Annotated in this window: 11 protein-coding genes and 1 riboswitch; of the genes, 6 read left to right on the forward strand and 5 right to left on the reverse strand. The window is 55.8% G+C overall.

Going from position 1 to position 17,564, the window contains the following annotated elements:
- Nucleotides 1–31: 31 nt before the first annotated feature.
- A riboswitch (Lysine riboswitch) is annotated at nt 32–226 on the reverse strand.
- Between the two features lie 373 nt (nt 227–599).
- The 5 genes from pgi to MWH02_RS17655 all read left to right on the forward strand — a co-directional run bounded on the left by pgi (nt 600) and on the right by MWH02_RS17655 (nt 6,563).
- On the forward strand, nt 600–2,246 hold the full coding sequence (gene pgi, locus MWH02_RS17635) for a glucose-6-phosphate isomerase (protein ID WP_137384941.1): 1,647 nt from the start codon (nt 600–602) through the stop codon (nt 2,244–2,246).
- 523 nt (nt 2,247–2,769) lie between these two features.
- Nucleotides 2,770–3,018, forward strand: a complete 249-nt coding sequence (gene yjbE, locus MWH02_RS17640; RefSeq protein ID WP_101763117.1) for an exopolysaccharide production protein YjbE — start codon at nt 2,770–2,772, stop codon at nt 3,016–3,018.
- Between the two features lie 73 nt (nt 3,019–3,091).
- Entirely contained in the window at nt 3,092–3,739 is a 648-nt protein-coding gene (locus MWH02_RS17645) for a YjbF family lipoprotein (protein WP_110868119.1), read from the forward strand.
- Nucleotides 3,736–4,473 carry a capsule biosynthesis GfcC family protein gene (locus MWH02_RS17650; RefSeq protein WP_137384939.1) on the forward strand — a complete coding sequence of 246 codons (738 nt, stop codon included), beginning with the start codon at nt 3,736–3,738 and terminating at the stop codon, nt 4,471–4,473. Before MWH02_RS17645 ends, MWH02_RS17650 begins: the two co-directional genes overlap by 4 nt.
- Nucleotides 4,473–6,563 (forward strand): YjbH domain-containing protein, encoded by a 2,091-nt coding sequence (locus tag MWH02_RS17655; RefSeq protein WP_101763120.1) that lies wholly within the window; start codon nt 4,473–4,475, stop codon nt 6,561–6,563. The genes MWH02_RS17650 and MWH02_RS17655 overlap by 1 nt, the downstream gene beginning before the upstream one ends.
- A gap of 97 nt (nt 6,564–6,660) precedes the next feature.
- On the opposite strand, the gene metH is transcribed toward MWH02_RS17655, so the two are convergent.
- On the reverse strand, nt 6,661–10,344 hold the full coding sequence (gene metH / locus MWH02_RS17660) for a methionine synthase (RefSeq protein ID WP_271461140.1): 3,684 nt from the start codon (nt 10,342–10,344) through the stop codon (nt 6,661–6,663).
- A 197-nt stretch (nt 10,345–10,541) separates the two neighbouring features.
- On the opposite strand from metH, the gene iclR reads away from it, so the two are divergent.
- Nucleotides 10,542–11,375, forward strand: coding sequence for a glyoxylate bypass operon transcriptional repressor IclR (iclR, locus tag MWH02_RS17665; protein WP_101763122.1), 834 nt, complete (start codon nt 10,542–10,544; stop codon nt 11,373–11,375).
- Here the strand turns inward: iclR and aceK are convergent.
- The 4 genes from aceK to metA form a co-directional block, all read right to left on the reverse strand.
- Nucleotides 11,372–13,105 (reverse strand): bifunctional isocitrate dehydrogenase kinase/phosphatase, encoded by a 1,734-nt coding sequence (gene aceK / locus MWH02_RS17670; protein WP_192412743.1) that lies wholly within the window; start codon nt 13,103–13,105, stop codon nt 11,372–11,374. The genes iclR and aceK overlap by 4 nt on opposite strands.
- 57 nt (nt 13,106–13,162) lie before the next feature.
- Nucleotides 13,163–14,464, reverse strand: coding sequence for an isocitrate lyase (aceA, locus tag MWH02_RS17675; RefSeq protein ID WP_271461141.1), 1,302 nt, complete (start codon nt 14,462–14,464; stop codon nt 13,163–13,165).
- A gap of 16 nt (nt 14,465–14,480) precedes the next feature.
- Nucleotides 14,481–16,079 (reverse strand): malate synthase A, encoded by a 1,599-nt coding sequence (gene aceB, locus MWH02_RS17680; RefSeq protein WP_192412745.1) that lies wholly within the window; start codon nt 16,077–16,079, stop codon nt 14,481–14,483.
- A 266-nt stretch (nt 16,080–16,345) separates the two neighbouring features.
- Nucleotides 16,346–17,275, reverse strand: a complete 930-nt coding sequence (gene metA / locus MWH02_RS17685; protein ID WP_101763126.1) for a homoserine O-acetyltransferase MetA — start codon at nt 17,273–17,275, stop codon at nt 16,346–16,348.
- Nucleotides 17,276–17,564: the final 289 nt, after the last annotated feature.

Here is a 17,564-nt window from a genome sequence, read left to right on the forward strand (position 1 = left end):
GAATTGGGCAGACAAGATCAGTAGTAGACAAGTCACCAAAAGCGCTTCACCTTGCGAACCGTCCGACTGTGGACGATTCTGGTGACAACCCAGAGGATTCAGCCCCTGCAGCCGACAGTGCAACACCCCGCGTGTTGCCCCACCTCGGCGTCACACCCCCTGATGTGTTCTCTGCGGATACGGATCCTCAAACACACTGCCTGGGCGACGCGCCTCTTCTGGCTTACACCCGGAGGTGTAAGTAGCGCGCATAAATTACTGATTATTTTCCCCCCTGTCCATCCCCGCACTTTGAGGATTTCTCACTTTTACACTTCGGTAAACGCATCGTTGAACAAACGCGCCCACCAACAGCGGCCTAAAGTAGTGTCCGAATCAGACAAAAGCGGCTTTTTTCTGATGCGGCACAGGGAATTCTGCTGGCGCAGCACCGACAATCGCTGCCGGATTTACCTGAAACAGTGCGGCCACGGTCACAAATTTTTTCCCTTAGCCAGTAACTGTGGTCATACTCATCCCCGTGCAAGAATGCTATGGATGCCGGGCCAGCAGGACGCCCCGGATGGAATGACGGTTCTTATATCAACTAGAGTGTTGCCATGAAAAATATCAATCCGACCCAAACCGCTGCCTGGAAAGCGCTGCAGCAGCATTTTGAGCAGATGAAATCGGTGCAAATCGCCGACCTGTTTGCGCAAGATGCCGATCGTTTTGCGAAATTCTCTGCCACTTTCGATGACCAGATGCTGGTGGATTTCTCAAAAAACCGCATCACCGAGGAAACCCTCGAAAAATTACAGGCGCTGGCTAAAGAGACCGATCTGGCAGGCGCCATCAAATCGATGTTCTCTGGCGAGAAGATCAACCGCACCGAAGAGCGTGCAGTTCTGCACGTTGCGCTGCGTAACCGCAGCAACACGCCCATTGTGGTGGACGGCAAAGATGTGATGCCGGAAGTCAACGCGGTGCTGGCGAAGATGAAAGGCTTCTCTGAGCGCATCATCAGCGGCGACTGGAAAGGCTATACCGGTAAAGCCATCACCGATGTGGTGAATATCGGGATTGGCGGTTCAGACCTCGGCCCGTTCATGGTGACCGAAGCGCTGCGTCCGTACAAAAACCACCTGAACATGCACTTTGTTTCTAACGTCGATGGCACCCACATCGCCGAAACGCTGAAAGATCTCAGCCCGGAAACCACGCTGTTCCTCGTGGCATCTAAAACCTTCACCACGCAAGAAACCATGACTAACGCCCACAGCGCGCGTGACTGGTTCCTGAAAACTGCGGGCGATCAGCAGCACGTGGCGAAGCACTTCGCTGCGCTGTCGACCAACGGTAAAGCGGTGGGTGAATTCGGTATTGATACCGACAACATGTTTGAGTTCTGGGATTGGGTTGGCGGCCGCTATTCATTGTGGTCAGCTATCGGCTTGTCGATCATTCTCTCCATCGGCTTCGAGAACTTCGAGCAGCTGTTGAGCGGCGCGCACGCCATGGATAAGCACTTCGCCAACACGCCTGCCGAGCAGAACCTGCCGGTCCTGCTGGCGCTGATCGGTATCTGGTACAACAACTTCTTTGGTGCCGAAACCGAAGCGATTCTGCCGTACGATCAGTACATGCATCGCTTTGCTGCTTACTTCCAGCAGGGCAACATGGAATCCAACGGTAAATACGTTGACCGTGAAGGCAATCCAGTGGATTACCAGACCGGCCCAATCATCTGGGGCGAGCCAGGCACCAACGGCCAGCACGCGTTCTACCAACTGATTCATCAGGGCACCAAACTGATTCCGTGCGACTTTATCGCACCGGCACTGAGCCACAACGTGCTGACCGATCACCATCCGAAGCTGCTGTCGAACTTCTTCGCGCAGACCGAAGCGCTGGCGTTTGGTAAGTCACGCGATGTGGTGGAGAAAGAGTTTACCGATGCCGGTAAATCTGCCGAATCTGTCGCGCACATCGTGCCGTTCAAAGTGTTCGAAGGTAACCGCCCAACCAACTCAATTCTGCTGCGTGAAATTACCCCGTTCAGCCTGGGTGCACTGATTGCGCTGTATGAGCACAAGATCTTCACTCAGGGCGCGATTCTCAACATCTTCACCTTTGACCAATGGGGTGTTGAGTTGGGTAAACAGCTGGCAAACCGTATTCTGCCAGAACTGGAAAATGACGCTGAAATTAGCAGCCACGATAGCTCCACTAATGGCTTAATTAATCGCTACAAATCCTGGCGTTAATTTTCCGGCTAATTTACACAAGGCGGCGTAATTGCCGCCTTTTCTTTGTCAACCATGCCATCTCACTCGCAATATTATCAATTACTGCATTAAACAGGGTTAGAAAATTCTTAAAGTGGCGTAAGGAAATTCGTAATTCATTTCAATTTACCGCACCTTACCTGGCTTAAAAATGGACCTAATTCAGCCCGATAAATAGTTTATCTAACTGATTGATCTATGATTTTAATTTAAGTCTTATAAGTAAATTCCGATTATTCCCATTCCGTACCAATAATTAGTGCAAAAGTGAAAAACTCTGCCGTGAAATGCGCAGCCATTCACTTATCCTATCAGCCTGAAAAAAGGCGTTAAAAAAAAGCAGCTAACGCCAATTCGCCGTATTTATCACCAGAAAAACCCCGACTTCCTGCCCTCTTTTACTCATGCTGAACTCTGGTAATTTGTTGCCCTATACTGAACGCGCCCGAAATCTGGGTAAATCCTACATTCATTGATTCATATAAATGCAGGAAACGTTGTTATGAAAAAACTGATGGTTGCCGGTGCAGCCTTACTTTACGTTGCCGTTTCTTCCGCTGCGATTGCCGCGCCGGAAGAAGCTGGTGCTGCAGCAGGCGCGCAGGCGGGAGCAATCTCTTCCGGCGCGTCTACCGCTGTGGGTATCGGCGCGCTCGGTGCGTTAGTGGGTCTCGGCATTGCTGCTTCTGGCGGCGGTGACGGTGCAAATACCGGTACAACAACAACCACCACAACGAGCACCACTCGTTGATGTAGCACCTTTAAGCATAACCACACACCCGTGTGGTTATTTTTTGCTTGGCTTATTTAGACAGGGATACCCCGTGCGCCGACTCTCTTTGCTACTTCTTTGCCTGTTGTTGCAGGCCTGCACACAAACGCAAAAAGGCCTCGAACAAACCGTGATGCTGGCCGTGAATGGCCCGGATGATGTCACGGTCACCAACGAGCAGGTTGCTAACCTGCCCTACGCCAGCCTCTATGCCCGCATCAATGAAGGACCGCGCATCTTCGTGGTGCTCGGTTACAACGAAAACGGCCAACAGAAGTGGATCACCCAGGATAAAGCGATGTTGGTGATGCAGCATGGCCGTCTGATCAAAACCCTGGGTTTACCGAGCAACCTCGCTGACGTCAGTAACCTGGCGCAGGATCCGCTCGCCGATGCGCTGCATCTGCAAAACGGTGCCAGCTGGACGCGCGTGGTGCAGTGGCGCGAGCAAGATAAAGTGCGTGCCGCCACAGCGGTTTCCCGCTTCGAGCGCGGTGACGATACGGTGCTGGACATCGCCGGTGAACGCGTACCGTGCCGCGTCTGGCATGAAACCGTGCGCATGGAGAACGTAGGCGCGGAGTGGCAGAACACCTTCTGGATCGATAACCGCGATGGCACGGTATTGCAGGCCAACCAGATGCTGGCCGCCGATGCCTTCCCCGTTGAAACCACCATTCTGAAGCCGGCGAAATCATGAAAAAAATAACTCCTATGCTGGCAGCATTGACGCTGCTCACGGCTGGCCACGCACTGGCGGCGGCGCAAGTCACCGTGCACGATCTGCCGGGAAAAAACACACTGCAAATTAACGATGCGCAGAATCTTAGTCAGTTGCTCACCCATCCTGAACTGCGCAGTTGGTGGCCGGGCACGGTGATTGCCGAACGCGGCGCAACGGCGGTAGCACAGCAGCAACAGAAGCAGCTGCTGGCCGATCTGCGCGCATGGCAAGCAGACAGCGGCGAGTCGTTGGCCGCAACCATCGGCTCGGTTATCCACCAGCTTGGCGCGCTGCAGGTAACGGGCCGCCAGTTCACCTCGCTCGATCCCGATGACGTGCGTCTGCGTCCACAGGATAACCGCACGCTGCAAGGCAGCTATGACCTCTATATGCTGGCGCAGCCGACGCAGGTACTGGTGCTGGGGGCGTTGAGCAATCCGGGTAAAGCGCGCTGGCAGCCTGGCCGCGAAGTGCGTGATTACCTCGAAGGCCACGATCGTCTGTCCGGCGCGGAACGCAGCTATGCCACGGTGATTGCGCCGTCCGGCAGCACCCAGCAAGTTCCGGTTGCCTACTGGAATCATCGCCATATCGAAGTGGAACCCGGCAGCATTATCTGGCTCGGTTTCACCTCATGGAGCTTGCCATGGGGCCAAAGCGATTTGAATGAGCGCATGCTTTCCGTTCTGACTCACCGGATACCAGACTGATGAAAAAACAATTACTTCTCAGCCTGTTGGCTGCTTCTGTTTCCGCCGCTTGCCAGGTGCATGCGGAAACCTGGCCTGAACCGGTCGGTCCTTCTCAATCAGATTTTGGTGGCGTTGGCCTGATGCAGACGCCCACCGCGCGTATGGCGAAAGAGGGCGAATTTAGCGTCAACTTCCGCGATAACGATCAATATCGCTACTATTCTGCCTCGCTGCAGCTGTTCCCGTGGCTGGAAACCACCGTACGCTATACCGATGTGCGTACCCGCCGTTACAGCGCAGTAGAAGGTTTCAGCGGCAACCAAAGCTATAAAGATAAAGCCTTCGATGTGAAGCTGCGCCTATGGCAAGAGAGCTATTGGCTGCCAGAAGTGGCGGTTGGCTCACGCGATTTAGGCGGTACCGGTCTGTTCGACAGCGAATATCTGGTGGCGAGCAAAGCATGGGGCCCGTTCGATTTCACCTTGGGTCTGGGCTGGGGTTATCTCGGCAACAGCGGCACCATCAAGAACCCGTTCTGCTCCTACAGCGACAGCTTCTGTAGCCGCACCGGCGGTGGCGAAGCGGGTTCAATTAATGGCTCGCAGATGTTCCACGGTCCGGCGGCGCTGTTTGGCGGCGTAGAGTATCAAACACCGTGGCAGCCGCTGCGCCTCAAGCTGGAGTACGAAGGCAATGATTATCAGGATGATTTCGCCGGTCGTTTGGATCAGCGCAGTAAGGTCAACGTCGGCGCGATTTATCGCCTCACCGACTGGGCGGACATCAACGCCAGCTACGAGCGCGGCAACACCTTTATGTTCGGCTTTACCCTGCGCACCAATTTCAACGATCTGCATCAGTCGCATATCGATAGCGAGAAGCCGGCCTACAACCCGCAGCCGCAGGGCGATCTGTTGCAGCCAACGGTGGTGGCAAACCAGCTGACCGATCTGAAGTACAACGCCGGACTGAACGGCCCACATATTCAGACCAAAGGCAGCACGTTGTATGTGTCCGGCGAGCAGACCAAATATCGCGATACGCGCGAAGGGGTCGATCGCGCCAATCGCATTATCATGAACAACCTGCCGGCCGGCATCGATACCATCGACGTCACCGAGTCGCGCTTCAATATGCCGCAGGTGAGCACGCGCACCAACGTTGCCAGCCTGCATAACGAACTCGTGGGTTATCCGCTGGGGCATGAACAGCCGCTGCAGCAGACGCGTGAAAATCCGGTCGATCCCGGTACCACCGAGCAAGGTTTCTTTATCCGCAAAGATCGTCTGAACTACAGCCTGTCGCCGGTGCTGAATCAGTCCGTCGGCGGACCGGAAAGCTTCTACATGTATCAGGTTGGCGTGATGGCCAACGCCGATTACTGGCTTACCGATCACCTGTTGGTCGGCGGCAGCCTGTTTGGCAACCTCGCCAATAACTACGATAAGTTCAACTACAACGGCGCACCGGCGGATTCAACGCTGCCGCGCGTGCGTACGCATATTCGTGATTACGTTGAGAACAACGTTTACGTTAACGATCTGCAAGCCAACTACATGCAGGCGCTCGGCAACGGTTTCTACGGCCAGGTTTACGGCGGTTATCTGGAAACCATGTACGGCGGCGTCGGCGGCGAAGTGCTGTATCGTCCGATAGATAGCAACTGGGCCTTCGGGGTTGATGCCAACTACGTGAAGCAGCGTGATTGGGACAACATGATGCAGTTCACCGATTACAAAGCGCCAACCGGACATTTCACCGCGTACTGGCGTCCGTGGTTTATGCAGGACGTATTGGTGAAAGCCAGCGTCGGTGAATATCTGGCGAAGGATAAAGGCGTTACCGTTGATGTGTCGAAGCGGTTTGATAGCGGCGTGATGGTGGGCTTCTACGCCACCAAAACCAACGTGTCGGCGGAAGCCTATGGCGAAGGCGACTTCACTAAAGGCTTCTATATTTCGGTGCCGATGGATCTGTTTACCGTGACGCCAACGCGAGGCCGCGCGCAGGTGAACTGGGTGCCGTTGACACGTGATGGTGGTCAGATGCTGGGTCGCAAATATCAGCTGTATGACCTGACGTCAGATCGTGATGCGCGATTTAATTAACATCAGCACGGGTGGTTTGAAACCCGCGCGATAAATCGCGCCGCTACGGAGAGGTGCACATACCGTAGCGGCGCCATTTATTGCGCGTTACCGACTATTAATCTGCGTCATAACCCAAATTGGGTGCCAGCCAGCGCTCAACCTCGCTCACGCTCATGCCTTTACGCGCGGCGTAATCTTCCACCTGATCGCGCTGAATCTGCGCCACGGCGAAGTATTTGCTATCAGGATGGCTGAAGTACCAGCCGGAAACCGCTGCGCCTGGCCACATGGCGAAAGACTCGGTGAGCTTCATGCCGGTATGTTTTTCCACCTCCAGCAGCTGCCAGATCGGTGCTTTCTCAGTGTGTTCCGGACAAGCCGGATAACCTGGCGCGGGACGAATGCCCTGATAGTTCTCGCGAATCAGCTCTTCGTTGCTGAGATTTTCATGGGCGGCAAAGCCCCAAATCACCTTCCGCACGCGCTCGTGCAGATATTCAGCAAAGGCTTCTGCCAGGCGATCCGACACCGCTTTCACCATGATTTTGTTGTAATCATCGTGCTGCTTGTCATACGCCTCGGCCAGCGCATCTTCCTCAATTCCGGCGGTAACCGCAAACGCGCCGAGATAATCGGCTTTACCGCTGGATTTCGGTGCCACAAAGTCGGCTAAACAGTAGTTGGCGAAGTCGGTTTTCTCGGTCTGCTGACGCAAGTGATGACTGACGCACAGCACCTGATTGCGGTTCTCGTTGCTGTAGATTTCAATGTCATCGCCGACACGGTTGGCCGGGAAAATCCCCACCACGCCGCGTGGATTGAGCGTGCCGGTGCTGCTCAGCATATCGAGCATGGCGTTGGCATCGGCAAACAGGCGTTTGGCCTCTTCGCCCACCACTTCATCTTCCAGGATACGCGGATATTTGCCGGCCAGCGACCAGGTCATAAAGAACGGCGTCCAGTCGATGTAATTACGCAGCGTTTCAATGCTGGCTTCAACCGGACTCACACCGAGGCGGTGCGCCACCGGCGGCGTATAGCTTTCCCAATCAATGACATAATCATTATCGCGCGCAGTTTGCAGGCTCACCGGCGGCGTGCGCGGCTTTTTGCGCGCGTGCTGAATACGCACCGTGTCGTACTCTTTGCGCGTGCGCGCCACGAAATCTTCTTTCAGCGTTTCGGACAGCAGCGATGACACCACGCCCACGGTGCGCGAGGCGTTCTGCACGTAGACCGTTGGTCCGCTATAGTTCTGCTCGATTTTCACTGCGGTATGCGCTTTCGAGGTAGTCGCGCCGCCAATCAGCAGCGGGATGGTGAATCCCTGGCGCTCCATCTCTTTGGCGACGTTGACCATCTCATCCAGCGACGGCGTGATCAGGCCGGAAAGCCCGATGATATCGGCGTTCTCGGCAATCGCGGTTTTGAGGATTTTGTCACTCGGCACCATAACGCCGAGGTCAATGATTTCGTAGTTGTTACATTGCAGCACTACGCCGACGATATTTTTGCCGATGTCATGCACATCGCCTTTTACCGTCGCCAGCACAATCTTGCCGTTGCTGCGTCCGGCCTCTTTGCTGGCCTGAATATAAGGTTCGAGATAGGCCACCGCTTGCTTCATCACGCGCGCTGATTTTACCACCTGCGGCAGGAACATCTTGCCCTCGCCGAACAGATCGCCAACCACGTTCATGCCGGACATCAGCGGCCCTTCAATCACTTCAATCGGCCGCGCTGCTGCCTGGCGCGCCTCTTCGGTATCCAGCTCAATAAACTCGGTGATGCCTTTCACCAGCGAGTATTCCAGACGTTTTACCACGTCCCAGCTGCGCCATTCGGCCTGCTGTTTCTCCTGCTCGCCGTCGCTTTTGCTGCCGCGATACTTCTCCGCCAGCTCCAGCAAGCGCTCGGTGCCATCGTCACGACGATTCAGCACCACATCTTCCACCGCGTCACGCAGTTCGGCAGGCAGATCGTCGTAAATCGCCAGCTGACCGGCGTTCACGATGCCCATGTCCATGCCGTTGCGGATGGCGTAATAGAGGAACACCGCGTGAATCGCTTCGCGCACCGGTTCGTTACCACGGAACGAGAACGACACGTTGGAGACGCCGCCGGAGATCATCGCGTGTGGCAGTTCGCGTTTGATGTCTTCGCAGGCACCGATAAAGTCCATCGCGTAATTGTTGTGTTCTTCAATGCCGGTCGCTACGGCAAAAATATTCGGGTCGAAAATGATGTCTTCTGGCGGGAAACCGACCTCTTCGGTCAAAATCTTGTAGGCGCGACGACAGATCTCGATTTTGCGCGCCCGCGTATCCGCCTGACCCAATTCGTCAAACGCCATCACCACCATCGCTGCGCCGTAGCGACGCACTTTGCGCGCGTGCGCGATAAACGGTTCCACGCCCTCTTTCATCGAAATAGAGTTCACAATGCCTTTGCCCTGAATGCACTGCAGGCCTTTCTCGATCACTTCCCATTTGGAGGAGTCGATCATAATTGGCACGCGGGCGATATCCGGCTCACCGGCAATCAGATTGAGGAAGCGCACCATCGCCGCTTCCGCATCCAGCATGCCTTCATCCATGTTGATGTCGATGATTTGCGCACCGTTCTCTACCTGCTGGCGTGCCACATCCAGCGCTTCGTTGTATTTCTCTTCTTTGATCAGACGCTTAAATTTGGCCGAGCCGGTGACGTTGGTGCGTTCACCGACGTTGACGAACAGCGAATCGGCCTGAATGTTAAGCGGTTCAAGCCCGGCTAAGCGGCAGGCAACCGGAATCTTTGGCAGCTGGCGCGGCGCAACGCCTTCTACCGCTGCCGCCATCGCCGCGATGTGTTCCGGCGTGGTGCCGCAGCAGCCGCCGATAATATTGAGGAAACCGGCGCGCGCCCACTCACCAATTTGCTCAGCCATGATCGCCGCATCGAGATCGTATTCACCAAAGGCGTTGGGCAAACCGGCGTTCGGGTGCGCGGTCACATAGCTTTCGGCAATGCGCGACAGCTCCGCCACATACTGACGCAGTTCATCCGGGCCAAGCGCACAGTTGAGGCCGAACGACAGCGGTTCGGCGTGGCGCAGCGAGTTATAGAAACCTTCGGTGGTTTGGCCGGAGAGCGTACGACCGGACGCATCGGTGATGGTGCCGGAGATCATCAGCGGCAGCTTCACGCCCATCGCTTCCATCTCGGCCTGCACCGCGTAGATCGCCGCTTTGGCATTCAGGGTATCGAACACCGTTTCGATCATGATGAGGTCGGAGCCACCGGCGATCAGCGCATGCGTCGATTCGCGGTAGGCTTCCACCAGCTGATTAAAGGTGACGTTACGATAGGCGGGATCGTTGACGTCCGGCGAGATAGAACAGGTGCGGTTGGTCGGGCCCAACACGCCTGCCACGTAGCGCGGACGATGCGGCGTTTTCGCCGTCCATGCGTCGGCGCTGGCACGCGCCAGTTTGGCGGCTTCGAAGTTGATCTCCGCCGACAGCGCTTCCATCGCGTAATCGGCCATTGCAATGGTGGTGGAGTTGAAGGTGTTGGTCTCGAGAATATCCGCGCCGGCAGCGAGATAGGCATCGTGGATTTCGCGGATCACCTCCGGTTTGGTTAGCACCAACAGATCGTTGTTGCCCTTCAAATCAGATGGCCAGTCGGCAAAGCGGCTGCCACGGAAATCCTGCTCACTCAGTTTATAACTCTGGATCATGGTGCCCATGCCACCGTCCAGAATCATAATGCGTTGCGCCAGCTGCTGCTGCAGCATTTCTGTTTTGTTGCTCACTCTCGCCCCGTCCACGTCATTGCGTTGGCTAATATGCCAGCCAGTCATACTGGCACAACTTGCAGGTGATCAAAAGTCAGCTCAGATGAGACATTTTCAGCTATTGCCGATGACAGGTCTGACCAGAAAGTCAGCGTTTGCATTAATGCGGTTAAAAACGAAAATGGTTTCCAGCATTTATGCGAATTGGAGACGTTATGGCAACCCCTGCGCCCGTGAAACGTGGCAAGAAACCGCGTGCGACAACGGCTACCACCAGCGCGCCCGTCGGCGGGCAAGTACAATCTTTGACGCGTGGTCTGCGCCTGCTGGAGCTGATTGCCGAATCCCACGGCAGCGTGGCGCTGACCGAACTGGCACAACAGGCCGGTTTACCCAACTCCACCACTCATCGCCTGCTCTCCACCATGCAGCAGCAAGGTTTTGTGCATCAGGTGGGCGACTTAGGTTTGTGGACCATTGGTTCGCACGCGTTTGTGGTCGGCAGCAGTTTCCTGCAGAGCCGCAATCTGCTGGCGATTGTGCATCCGCTGCTGCGCAAGCTGATGGAAGACGCCGGCGAGACGGTGAATCTGGCGGTGCTGGATCTCAGCGATTATCAGGCGGTGATCATCGATCAGGTGCAGTGTACGCAGCTGATGCGCATGTCCGCGCCGATTGGCGGCAAGCTGCCGATGCATGCATCCGGCGCCGGCAAAGCGTTTCTGGCGCATCTGAGTGATGAGCAAGTTACCGCGCTGCTGCATCAAAAAGGGCTGCATCACTACACGCCGAAAACGCTGATGTCGCCGCACAGCCTGAAGGAGAATCTGGCGCTGATTCGTAAGATGGGCTTTTCGCACGATGATGAAGAGCACGCGCTGGGTCTGCGCTGCGTTGCGGCACCGATTTATGACGAACATGGCGAACCCTTCGCCGCCATCTCAATCTCCGGTCCGATTGCGCGCATGACTGACGACCGCATCACCGAGCTGGGAGCGCTGGTGATCCGCGCCGCGAAGCAGGTGACCCAAACCTATTCTGGCCGCTAAGCGGCCACCGACGCATAGCGCGCGCTGAAACGCTGGCTGGCGCGCCACGCAATGACCTCTTCAATATGCCCTTCGCGGATGCGCGTTTGCAGCGCGCGCCACCAGTTGGGATCAAACAGCTGCGGATGCAGCGCCTGCAGCAGTTTGCCGGTCGAGGGTTCGCTGCACAGCGCATAGCGGAAGGTTTCCGGGAACACATCATCCGGCCCGACGCTGTACCACGGCTCGGCCTGCAGCTCATCTTCCTCATAGCGCGCCTGCGGCACATCGCGGAACACCAGTTCGGTCATCGGGCGGATTTCGTCGTAATCGTAAAACACCACGCGGCCATGACGCGTCATACCAAAGTTTTTGTACAGCATGTCGCCGGGGAAAATATTTGCCGCCGCCAGCTGACGAATCGCATCACCGTATTCGCCAATCGCGTGCTGCCGCTGTTCCGGCGAAGCCTGAGCCAGCCACAGATTAAGCGGCTCCATGCGGCGTTCCAGCCACAAATGGCGGATGATCACTACATCGTCGCGCAGCTCGAGCTTTTCCGGGATATCGCGCTCAAACTCCGCCATCAGCTCGGCCGGAATTCGCGCGCGCGGTAACGCAAAGTGCTCAAACTCCTGCGTATCCGCCATGCGGCCCACGCGATCGTGCTCTTTGACCATGCGATAGCAGTCGCGCACCTGCGCATCGGTGACCTCTTTTTGCGGTGCGAAGCGATCTTTGATCACCTTGAATACGCGATCAAAACCCGGCAGCGTGAACACCATCATCACCATGCCGCGAATGCCGGGTGCGACGGTGAAATCTTCCTGACTGTGCGCCAGATAGTGCAGGTATTCACGGTAGCATTCGGTTTTACCGTGCTTCTGACAGCCAATCGCCATGTAGCGCTCTGCCACGGTTTTTCCCGGCAGAATCGGTTGCAGCCACGCCACCAGCGCGGCTGGCACCGGCGCGTACACCATGAAATAGGCACGGGCAAAACCAAACACGATGCTGGCATCATCGCTGTCGGTGAGACAGGTATCGATCCACAAACGGCCAGCATCATCGCGCTGAATCGGCAGCAAACAGGGCACCATGCCATCACTCAGCTGCAGGCGCGCCACTATCCACGCGGTTTTGTTGCGGTAAAACAGTTCGCTGGCGACATCCAGCGTCGCCGTCGCCAGCTGTGTGGCACCAAACTGCTCGTGCAGATGGCGCACAATCCAGCCGATATCGCGCGTTTGATCCTGCCACGTTAGACGCAGCGGAATGTCATTCAGCACCTGACGCAGTGTTTCCTGCCAATTCTGCTGCGGACGATAGAGGCGCGACAGCGGGCGCGGCGCAACCGGTGCAGGCGCATAGGGCTGCGACGGCAAGATAAACAGACGCTCGGGCGACAAATGGCTGTGGCCCTGCAGGCGACAATAGACCGAATTGAAGAAGCTTTCGGCGATTTCATGGCGCGGATAGCCGGGCAGCAAGGTTTCGTAATGGCTTTTCACCCGTAGCCAGAACGCGTCATCCCAGTCCGAAGTGTCATTGAGAATGCGCAGCTGGTTGGTGACCAGGCCAACATGGTGATCGTAAAGATGGATACGCGCTTTCATTGCCTGCTGCACCGCGTGCCAGTCGGCCTGCTCGAAGCGCTGTTGCGCACCGGCGGTAATATCCAGAAAGCGGCCATACTGCGCGTCAAAACCTTGCAGAATGGTGTGGGCGATCAGCGATTCTCTCGGTGTCATCGGCTACGCTCCTTTAGCGGTAAGTGGTCGCCATTGAATGGCGACCTTACAACGGCTTCAGAATTGTGCGGCTTCGGTGGAGCCGGTCAGCGCGGTCACGGAGGATTGTCCGCCCTGGATGACGTTGGTGACGCGATCGAAATAGCCGGTGCCCACTTCCTGCTGATGCGATGAGAAGGTGTAACCCTTATCGCGCGCCGCAAACTCCGGCTGCTGCACTTTCTCCACGTAATGGCGCATGCCTTCGCCCTGTGCATAGGCGTGCGCCAGGTCAAACATGTTGAACCACATGCTGTGAATTCCGGCGAGCGTAATGAACTGGAAGCGATAGCCCATTTCGCTCAGCGCCTGCTGGAAACGGGCGATAGTGCGATTGTCAAGGTTCTTCTTCCAGTTGAACGAAGGCGAGCAGTTGTAAGCCAGCAGCTTGCCGGGATACTGCGCGTGAATCGCGTCGGCAAAGCGCTGCGCCATCTCCAGATCTGGCGTTGAGGTTTCGCACCACAGCACATCGGCATAAGGCGCATACGCTAGCCCGCGGCTGATCGCCTGTTCAATCCCGGCACGCGTGCGGAAGAAGCCTTCCGAGGTGCGCTCGCCGGTGATAAACGCCGCATCGCGCGGGTCGCAATCTGAGGTGATCAGATCGGCGGCATCCGCATCGGTGCGCGCCAGCAACACCGTCGGCACGTTCATGACGTCCGCGGCCAGACGCGCCGCCACCAGTTTCTGAATCGCTTCCTGCGTTGGGACTAATACCTTGCCACCCATGTGGCCGCACTTCTTCACCGCCGCCAGTTGGTCTTCAAAATGCACCGCGCCGGCACCGGCCTGAATCATCGATTTCATCAGCTCGAACGCATTGAGTACGCCGCCAAAGCCCGCTTCCGCATCGGCGACAATCGGCAGGAAGTAATCAATGAAATCACTGTCTTCTGGCGATACGCCGCCGGCCCACTGAATTTGATCGGCACGCTGGAAGCTCTGGTTAATCCGCTCCACCACATTTGGCACCGAATTCACCGGATACAGCGATTGGTCGGGATACATCTGCCCGGCCAGGTTAGCATCTGCCGCCACCTGCCAGCCGGAGAGGTAAATCGCTTCTATGCCGGCTTTCGCCTGCTGCACCGCTTGTCCGCCGGTCAACGCGCCGAGGCTGTTGATGTAGCCTTTGCTCGATTCACCATTCAGCAGCGACCAGAGTTTGGTGGCACCGCGTTCCGCCAGCGTGCAGGCGGGATTGACCGAACCGCGCAGATTGACCACATCCTCCGCACTGTACGGACGAGTAATTCCCTGCCAGCGCGCATCATTCCAGCTCGATTCCAGTTGTTTGATCTGTTGCGTACGATTCATCGTCATATCTCCAGGTTCAAGGCAGCAGGCGGTAGCCCGGCAGAGTGAGGAAGGAAACCAGTTCGTCATCGGTGGTAATTTGCGCCATCAGCGCGGCGGCATCGTCGAAGCGTCCATTTTGAAAACGTTCTGCGCCAACGGTTTGCTGCAAGGTGGCCAGCTCTTCCTCCAGCAGCCGTTCAAACAGCGCCACCGTGACCGGCTGGCCATCGCTGAGAATTTGTTTGTGATGAATCCATTGCCAGATGGAGGTGCGGGCGATTTCAGCGGTGGCGGCATCTTCCATCAACCCATCAATCGGAACGCAGCCGTTGCCGCTGATCCAGGCTTCCAGATATTGCAGCGCCACGCGGATATTGGCGCGCATGCCGGCTTCAGTACGCTTGCCGCGACAGGGCGCCAGCAGACGTTCGGCGGTGATTGGCGCATCCTGCTCACGCGTGATGTGCAGTTGGTTGGGCTGATCGCCCAGCCGACGGTCAAACTCCTCCATCGCGATATCAGCCAGGCCGGGATGCGCCACCCAGGTTCCGTCGTGACCGTTGCCCGCTTCTCGCGCTTTATCTTCCTGCACCTTTTGCGTCACCCATAAATTGCGCTCCGCGTCTTTGCTCGGAATCAGCGCCGACATACCGCCCATCGCCAGCGCGCCACGACGATGACAGGTTCGAATCAGCAGGCGTGAATAGGCATCGAGGAATGGCTGATCCATGCTGATTTGCTGGCGATCCGGCAGGATACGATCGGGATGCTGGCCCAGCGTTTTGATGTAGCTGAAGATGTAATCCCAACGGCCACAGTTGAGGCCAACGACGTGATCACGCAGTTCCCACAGGATCTCATCCATCTGGAATACCGCCGGCAGCGTTTCGATCAATACCGTGGCTTTGATGGTGCCGCGCGGCAGATCGAAGCGATCTTCACTGAAGCGGAAGATCTCACGCCACCACGCCACTTCAGCGGCATGCTCGGTTTTCGGCAGATAGAACCATGGCGCGTGGCCCTTCTCCAGCAGCGCTTCAACGTTGTGGAAAAAGTAGAGCGCAAAGTCGAACAATCCGCCGGGAATGGCCCGATCGCGCCACTCCACATGCTTTTCATTCAGATGCAGACCGCGCACCCGACACATCAGCAGCGCCGGATTGGCGCGCAGCTGATAGATCTTGCCGGTTTCACTGGTAAAGCTCAGCGTGCCGTTGGTGGCATCGCGCAGTGTTAATTGTCCGTCGATTAGCTTCTGCCAGGTTGGCGCCAGTGAATCTTCAAAATCGGCCATGAAGACGTTGACGTTCGCGTTGAGCGCGTTGATCACCATTTTGCGATCCGGCGGCCCGGTGATCTCTACGCGACGATCTTGCAGCAGCTGCGGAATAGGACGAACTTGCCACGCATTTTCACGAATGGAAGCGGTTTCCGAATCAAAGCCGGGTAACTCACCCTGATCGTAACGCTTCTGTCGTTGCTGGCGTGCTTTCAGCAGGCGTTCGCGCTCTGGTGCAAAGCGCACCACTAATGCGTGTATAAAGTCGATCGCTTCTGGGGTAAGCAGCTGCTTTTCCGCGTGGGTAAAGGGCTGGCTGAAGGTTAGCGTATTGCTGATAACCGAGTCTGTCATGCGGGCTGCCTCCTGAGTTGATCCATCGTTTAACGATCGGATCCGGATGTAGGGTGTTTTATAACCTGCAAGATCAGAGCATAATGATTTTTATTTTAATTTCAAAAACTATTTCCATTTTAATGTTTATGTTAATTTATCAGATTGATATTTATGTAATTTAATCTCTCGAATTAAAGGCAATAACTTCCACTGGTGAATTGAAGGCAAAAAAAAAGCCGCGATAGCTTTCGGCTAGCGCGGCAGGATCAAACGAGGTGTTTGATCTATTCGAGTGTTGGATTCATCCGGCGCAGATCGAACGGCGTGATCTGATAAACGTAGTAGTTCAGCCAGTTGGAGAACAGCAGGTTGCCGTGGCTGCGCCAGGTGGCGCGCGGTGGCAGCTCTGGGTTGTCGTGCGGGAAGTAATTGAACGGCACGTCCGGCTGCAGGCCAGCATCGTAATCGCGATGATACTCACCCGAGAGCGTCAGGGCATCGTATTCCGGATGGCCGGTGACAAACGCCAGGCGCTTGTCTTTGCTCGCCATCAGATATGCGCCGGTGGATTCCGATTCGGCAAATAGCTCGAGATCGGTGTAATCGCGGATCAGCTGGCTCGGAAAATCAGCATAGCGTGAATGCGGGGCCAGGAAATTGTCGTCAAACCCGCGCGTTAGTAAGGCGTGGGGATGCAGGATTTGGTGCTCATAAACACCGGACAATTTGTTCTGCCGCGTCTGCTTAGGAATGCCATACAGAATGTTGAGTGCCGCCTGAACCGCCCAACAGACAAAGAGCGTGGAGGTAACGTGTTCATTCGCCCAATGCAGCACGCGCTGAATCTGCGGCCAGTAAGCGACATCATTGAAATCGACCAATCCCAGCGGCGCGCCGGTCACAATCAGTCCATCGAAGTTATCGTTTTGGATGTCTTCGAAGTTGCAGTAGAAGTTGTTCAGATGCTCCGTCGGCGTGTTGCGCGACTCGCGACTATCAATGCGCAGCAGCTGCACATCAATCTGCAACGGTGAGTTAGAGAGCAGACGCAGGAACTGATTTTCTGTCTCAATCTTCTTTGGCATCAGGTTAAGAATCAGCACTTTTAGCGGACGGATCTCCTGAACACTGGCGCGCGACGACGTCATGACAAAGACGTTTTCATCACGCAAAAAATTCACTGCCGGTAATTCGTCGGGAATCCTGATTGGCATAACCTGCTCACCTCGTACTGATAACCGTATAAACGTTTAGACATCCAGATGCCCGACATTAACGTGTTATGTCGAGAATGTCGAGTCTTCATGCGGTTTATGAAAATGTTTCAGCTTTAGATGGGATTTGGGATAAGTCGTGGCGTATTTATGCTGGATTTGCTTCTTGAAATGAAAGTTTGAGATGAAATTTGCGTGATTTTCATACACTGAATCGCTCTATTCTATGCGATTTTAGCTGATTTCAGACGCAAAAAAACCCCGGACTCTCGTCCGGGGCTTCTTCACT

Source organism: Pantoea leporis (assembly GCF_028048155.1).
Lineage (GTDB): Bacteria > Pseudomonadota > Gammaproteobacteria > Enterobacterales > Enterobacteriaceae > Pantoea > Pantoea leporis.

Excerpts from the sequence above, each read along its gene's own strand:
- pgi (WP_137384941.1), top strand. The coding sequence starts at position 600 with ATGAAAAATATCAATCCGACCCAAACCGCTGCCTGGAAAGCGCTGCAG.
- yjbE (WP_101763117.1), top strand. The coding sequence starts at position 2,770 with ATGAAAAAACTGATGGTTGCCGGTGCAGCCTTACTTTACGTTGCCGTT.
- MWH02_RS17650 (WP_137384939.1), top strand. The coding sequence starts at position 3,736 with ATGAAAAAAATAACTCCTATGCTGGCAGCATTGACGCTGCTCACGGCT.
- MWH02_RS17655 (WP_101763120.1), top strand. The coding sequence starts at position 4,473 with ATGAAAAAACAATTACTTCTCAGCCTGTTGGCTGCTTCTGTTTCCGCC.
- iclR (WP_101763122.1), top strand. The coding sequence starts at position 10,542 with ATGGCAACCCCTGCGCCCGTGAAACGTGGCAAGAAACCGCGTGCGACA.
- aceK (WP_192412743.1), bottom strand. The coding sequence starts at position 13,105 with ATGACACCGAGAGAATCGCTGATCGCCCACACCATTCTGCAAGGTTTT.
- aceA (WP_271461141.1), bottom strand. The coding sequence starts at position 14,464 with ATGAATCGTACGCAACAGATCAAACAACTGGAATCGAGCTGGAATGAT.
- aceB (WP_192412745.1), bottom strand. The coding sequence starts at position 16,079 with ATGACAGACTCGGTTATCAGCAATACGCTAACCTTCAGCCAGCCCTTT.
- metA (WP_101763126.1), bottom strand. The coding sequence starts at position 17,275 with ATGCCAATCAGGATTCCCGACGAATTACCGGCAGTGAATTTTTTGCGT.